The following is a 2,991-nucleotide window of genomic DNA, read 5'->3' on the forward strand; positions in this document are numbered from 1 at the left end:
CCCCACCTTCACCAACCTCCATTGACGGCAAAGACCCATGGCCCAGTTTTTCAGCGTTCATCCCGTCAACCCGCAAGCGCGCCTGCTCAAGCAAGCCGTGCAACTGCTCAACCAGGGGCAAGTGTTGGCTGTCCCCACCGACTCCAGCTACGCGCTGGTTTGCCACCTGGACGACAAGGCCGCTGCCGACCAGTTGCGCCGCATCCGCGGCGTAGACGACAAGCACCATCTGACCCTGCTGTGCAGGGATCTGAGCGAACTGGCCAATTACGCCCGGGTAGACAACCAGCAATTCCGGGCCATCAAACAAGCCACGCCCGGGCCCTTCACCTTCATTTTGGAAGCCACCAAAGAAGTGCCCCGACGCGTCAGCCACCCGCAACGCAAAACCATTGGTCTTCGCGTGCCCGAACACACCGTGCTGCAAGCCTTGCTGGCCCTGCACGGGGCCCCACTGCTGGCATCCACGCTCATCCTGCCGGCCGAAGACTTGCCGCTGAACGATCCACAAGAGATACGTGAACGGCTGGAGCACCAAGTGGGCGCTGTCATCGATGCGGGGGCTTGCTCGCTGGAACCCACCACCGTGATCGACATGAGCGGTGACGAGCCCGAAGTGCTGCGACGCGGCCAGGGCGACCCAGCGCTGCTGGGGCTTTGAGGCGCAAGGACCTTGGCCAGACCTTGGTCAGAAATAGAAAACCCCTGCTGCAGCCCACAAGCTGCGACAGGGGTTGAACCCAAGAAGGCTGCAACTTGCTTACTTCAAGTCGCCTGCCAAGCTGGCCAGCGTATCGGGCGCGATGTCGTTGTGTGAGGGGTAATGCGTGTGGTCACAGCCCATTTTGACGCCAGCCCCAGCCTTGACGGCTGCGCACATGGCGGGTTTCAACTCAAAGCGCACAAAGTGCACCGCTGAAGTTTTTTCGTCCGTCTCGCGGTCCAGGTCTTCGTCGGCAATCGCATAGACGCGCCCATGGCCTTCCACCTCGACAAACATGCGGTCTTCCACGCCAATCAGCTTGGCCAGCTCACGCTTGCGTTCGTTGATGTCGGTGTACTCGATCATCATGGTGGCTTTCCAGTTGCTGCCGTCTGGCACCAACGGGGCATAGGCATCGATCTCTTGCAGGATGCCCTCTTCTTCGAAGACTTTTTCGATGCGCAGCATCTCCTGAATTTGGTAGCGGATGGTGGTCTCGCTTTCAAACTGCATGTTGATGTGCTCGCCCAGCCGCACGCTGCGCAGTTTGCGGTGCGCGATCACATCGGGTTTGTGGACCTTGCGCCATTTGGTGTAAGCCTCCAAGGACATCAAAGTCTCGGGCGTGATTTTTCCGGTCAGTTGCATGGCAGTGTTCCTTATTTGAGACCGTAGGCTTTGCGCACCAAGGTCAAGGGGTGGTTCAGTTCGGGGGCGCCCAGGCCATTGACCTCAAAGCCTTGGGCAATGTGGTGGCCGCCCAGCGGGCAGTCGGAGCTGATGAAGTCGGGCTTGGAGCCGTCTTTCATGGTGGCCATGGCCTTGAACACGGGCTTGCCGATTTTCATGGCCATGTCGTGTGAGCCTTTTTTCACGCCATAAGTACCTGCGTGGCCCGAGCAGCGCTCGATGGTGTTGATCTGGGTGTCCGGGATCATCTTGAGCATTTCCTCGGTTTTCTTGCCGATGTTTTGCACCCGGCCGTGACAAGGAATTTGATAGCTCACATTGCCCAACGCTTGCGGGAACTCGGTCTTGAGCAAGCCGTCGCGCTTGCGGGCCATGAAGTACTCAAACGGGTCCCACATCGCGGCTTTGACCAACTGGGTGTCGGTGCAATCGGGGAACATCAGCGGAATCTCTTGCTTGAACATCAAGGCGCAGCTGGGCACCGCCGCCATGATGGCAAAGCCGTCTTTGGCGTACTTGGCCAGCACCGGGATGTTGGCTTCCTTGGAGTCCTTGACCGAGTCCAAGTCGCCGAGCTCGAGCTTGGGCATGCCGCAGCATTTTTCTTTCTCGACCAGCACATACGGGATGTCGTTGTGGTCGAGGATCTTCAGCAGATCATGGCCAATGCCGGGCTCGTTGTAGTTGATGTAGCAAGTGGAATAGATCGCCACTTTGCCCGGTGTTTTTTCGCCGTCCACCACTTTGACAGACTGGGCATCCGGGGCGCTGGAGCGGAACTTTTTAGTGGCCAAGGAAGGCAGCCAGGCGTTTTTGTCAACACCCGCCACGCTCTCCATGACGCTGCGCGCCGCTTCGGTTTTGTTGATGGCGTTGATGGCTTGCACCACGATCGGGATGCCTGCAAAAGAGCCATGAGTGTCGGTGGAGGCGAGAAACTTTTCGGCCGCGCCCACTTCGCCTTTTTTGAACTTGATGGCCTTGGCCCGCAACATGGTGTGCGGAAAGTCCAGGTTCCACTCATGAGGCGGCGTGTAGGGGCACTTGGTCATGTAGCACAGGTCGCACATGAAGCACTGGTCCACCACTTTCCAGTAGTCCTTCTTGTCCACGCCATCGACTTCCATGGTGCTGCTCTCGTCCACCAAGTCAAACAAGGTTGGGAAAGAGCCACACAAACTCACGCAGCGTCGGCAACCGTGGCAGATGTCAAAAATGCGCTCGAGCTCGTCAAAGCACTTTTCTTCGTTGTAGAAGTCCGGGGTCTCCCAAGCCAGCGCGTGCCGGGTGGGGGCTTCGAGGTTGCCTTCTTTGGCCATGTTGTGCTCCTTTGGGATTTTTTTGGGGTTTTTCTGAAGACTCTGCAGCCAGAACCCTGAGAAAAACCCGCTGCACCTCTCAGCGCAGCGGGCCGAAGAAACAGGGGGAATCAATCCACCAGTTCGTTCAAAGCTTTCTGGTAGCGGTTGGCGTGTGAACGCTCAGCCTTGGCCAGAGTCTCGAACCAGTCAGCGACTTCGTCGAAACCTTCTTCACGGGCGGTCTTGGCCATGCCAGGGTACATGTCGGTGTACTCGTGGGTTTCGCCAGCCACAGCC

4 protein-coding genes are annotated in these 2,991 nt (G+C 58.2%); 1 reads left to right on the plus strand and 3 read right to left on the minus strand.

Features of this window, described 5'->3' with window-relative positions; genetic code table 11:
• Nucleotides 1-37 precede the first annotated feature (37 nt).
• Nucleotides 38-661: an L-threonylcarbamoyladenylate synthase gene (locus Q0341_RS04075; protein WP_299510774.1), complete on the plus strand. Its 624-nt coding sequence runs from the start codon at nt 38-40 to the stop codon at nt 659-661.
• 99 nt (nt 662-760) lie between these two features.
• Here the strand turns inward: Q0341_RS04075 and Q0341_RS04080 are convergent, their stop codons facing one another.
• From Q0341_RS04080 to Q0341_RS04090, 3 genes are all read right to left on the minus strand, one after another.
• Nucleotides 761-1,351, minus strand: coding sequence for a DUF3501 family protein (locus Q0341_RS04080; protein WP_299510776.1), 591 nt, complete (start codon nt 1,349-1,351; stop codon nt 761-763).
• Between the two features lie 11 nt (nt 1,352-1,362).
• Complete coding sequence (locus Q0341_RS04085; protein ID WP_299510777.1) at nt 1,363-2,712, minus strand: heterodisulfide reductase-related iron-sulfur binding cluster; 1,350 nt, start codon at nt 2,710-2,712, stop codon at nt 1,363-1,365.
• Nucleotides 2,713-2,822: 110 nt separating this feature from the next.
• The coding region (locus Q0341_RS04090; protein ID WP_299510779.1) for a ferritin family protein at nt 2,823-2,991 on the minus strand (169 nt) is incomplete at its 5' end.

It is taken from the genome of uncultured Limnohabitans sp., assembly GCF_937889215.1.
GTDB lineage: Bacteria > Pseudomonadota > Gammaproteobacteria > Burkholderiales > Burkholderiaceae_C > Limnohabitans_A.